Here is a 2,390-nt window from a genome sequence, read left to right on the forward strand (position 1 = left end):
GTCATGTCGCCGTAATGCATCAGGAACGGCACGTCGCCGAGATGCGGGTCCTGGTAGAGATGATCGACGCGCGCGGTGTTGAACGAGGACGAGCGCCGCTTGATGCCGTGCACGACATAGCCGAGTGACAACAGGTGCTCGGCCAGATAGGCGCCGTCTTGCCCGGTCACGCCGGTAATGAGAGCGATGCGCTGTTTGGAGTCTTGAGGATTCACAGCCGTTTCCAGACAACCGGTTTCGGATTGAAGCGGTTGCGTATCCTACTTTTCCCACGGTGTCTTGTTTTCCTGCCGTGTCAGGCTGCCAGGTAAATACTCTTTTCTAATCAATGTGTTATGTGACGATTAAAGGGACGGGGCAAGCTCTGAAGGTGCCCGCGAAGGACGAATCCACAAAGTTCCGACCATTCTGGGCAGGCGGGAGCGCAGGCGCCTCAGACGTCCTGCAAGGCCTCGCGCACGAAGGTTGCGAGATTGCCTGCCTGGAACAGCAGTCCCCGGATGCCGGCCGCGCGCGCGGCTTCCAGGTCGCGCTCCTGGTCGCCGATCAGGAAGCTCCTGTCGGCGGCAATGGGAAAGCGCTGCATCAAGTCGGTAATCATGCCCGGGCGAGGCTTGCGCCGGTGACTGTCACGACGATAGCGCTCGAGAGGGGCCTCGGGGTGATCAGGACAATATTCGAACGCATCGATATGCGCGCCCACCGCCGCGAGCTCGCCCGCCATCCAGCGGTGAAGGGCCTGCACGTCACTCTCTTCATATAAACCGCGGGCGACCCCGGACTGGTTGGTGACGACGAAGGCGAAATAGCCGGCCTCATTCACGAGCCTGACCGCCTCGCGCGCACCGTCGATCCATTTGAACTTGCTGGCCTCGAACAGGTAGCCCGCGTCATGATTGAGGACGCCATCGCGGTCGAAGAAGACAGCTGGGCGCGTCGATGTGGTCGTCATGAGGTGCCGCATTTGTGTTTGGGCCCTTGTTCGCCTTCACAGCGGCGGCTTGCTGCCAGCGAGACGAAGCGATTGTGGCAGTTGCTATACTGGCCGAAGACCTCTTGATCCCGCCATCGTGCCCCGGTCCGGACGCCGATCGCCCAGCTTAGGAAGGAACGGTCTTTGTACGCCAACCGCTAAGGTTAGTGGTTCAGGAAAGAGAAAGACATCTGTCTAGCTGGCCATCCCAGAGGCGAATTTCGGAATAACGCCCTCTAACATCTTTGCTGATCTGAGCAGATGGTAGCCTTGGCGCCGAGATGTCGCCGGCACTGTGAACGATAATCTCCGTTACAATCTCCTTCAGCAGAACGGCAATATCGACACGCAAGGGATATGAGCGCTCTTGGTTTGTGGAGAGATCTACAATCCTATCGATGAGCTCGATCAGTTTGTCTTTCTGGCGGCCTTGCAGCCTGTCAGCCAGAGCGGGGTGCGCCAGAAATGCCAAAAGGGTAATCTCGAAGTCTCGATATGTCCAAGCGGTGCGACTGCAGCCGATGCCATTCAGATCCTGCGCGCACGCCAGCACCTGAATATTCGTGACACGGTGCAGTACGAATTCGTTACCGCAATAGGCGCACCTTGTAAGACCTCCAAATATGTTCGCTAGTTCATTTCCTTTGCGACCGCGGTTCGCGAGGTTTTGCTTGCGAGCAATCTGCGCAGTTTCGTACGTGTTTCTGTCAATAACGGCTGGATAGTAGTTTGGAATCGGCGGTCCATTTGGGACGCCCTTTTTGTGGCCACCCGCAAAACTCTTGGGCTGATACTCTCCATAGGTCGCACGGTTTCTCAACATGTAGTCAATCGTGGTGTGATCCCAGTTTTCGGAGTTTGTGAAGGTCGGAACTTTTTTCCCATCGAGATAATTCGCGATGGCATAGCTGCCCATTCCGCCTATCGCTAACTCAAATATGCGCCTCACAACTTCGGCGCGCTCCGGTCTGAACACGTAGCTTCGGCGATCCTCGCTTAGTCCAAGCCAGCTTGGGGCTGCCGAAATTTTCTTGTCGTCCGACATTCAGGACACCCATCTCAACGCATGTGCGGGAATTTTCTTGAAAGCTCGATTCGCTTTTCCGGTGCTGCGATGCCCGGATCCGGCTCGCGTCTGTGGACTAGTTCCATTCACCTATCCGACGGTGTCACACCCCCGTGATTGACTATTATCTCAATGAAAACATGTAGCTAGCAGATTTGAGCGCGGTCTCTATTGCGTGATTTTTGTGCAACACCTGCTCAGATTCGAATTGTTGGAGGCCGTTTGGGCGCGTTCGGTTGTTGCGTGTGCAATGGCCATGGATCATGGTGACTGCGCGACGGAGGGGGGCATCCCAAGGTCGTCCCGTTTAGGTCTTTCGCTTAAGTCCCTCGCGTTCATGCGGGTGTGTCC

Annotated in this window: 3 protein-coding genes; all 3 read right to left on the reverse strand. The window is 56.5% G+C overall.

The window, feature by feature from the left end; all coding sequences use genetic code 11:
- Window positions 1-215 (reverse strand): GDP-mannose 4,6-dehydratase (locus tag JQ621_RS35225; protein ID WP_212241796.1); only part of this gene is annotated, 215 nt, incomplete at its 3' end.
- A gap of 218 nt (window positions 216-433) precedes the next feature.
- Complete coding sequence (locus JQ621_RS35230) at window positions 434-952, reverse strand: D-glycero-alpha-D-manno-heptose-1,7-bisphosphate 7-phosphatase (RefSeq protein ID WP_212241797.1); 519 nt, start codon at window positions 950-952, stop codon at window positions 434-436.
- A gap of 193 nt (window positions 953-1,145) precedes the next feature.
- Window positions 1,146-2,018, reverse strand: a complete 873-nt coding sequence (locus tag JQ621_RS35235) for a recombinase family protein (RefSeq protein WP_212241799.1) — start codon at window positions 2,016-2,018, stop codon at window positions 1,146-1,148.
- Between the last annotated feature and the right edge of the window lie 372 nt (window positions 2,019-2,390).

Origin of the sequence: Bradyrhizobium manausense, from assembly GCF_018129685.1 — a bacterium.
Lineage (GTDB): Bacteria > Pseudomonadota > Alphaproteobacteria > Rhizobiales > Xanthobacteraceae > Bradyrhizobium > Bradyrhizobium manausense_D.

What these genes read in the sequence shown, in the direction of transcription:
- JQ621_RS35230 (WP_212241797.1), bottom strand. Translation starts at nt 952, where the DNA reads ATGACGACCACATCGACGCGCCCAGCTGTCTTCTTCGACCGCGATGGC.
- JQ621_RS35235 (WP_212241799.1), bottom strand. Translation starts at nt 2,018, where the DNA reads ATGTCGGACGACAAGAAAATTTCGGCAGCCCCAAGCTGGCTTGGACTA.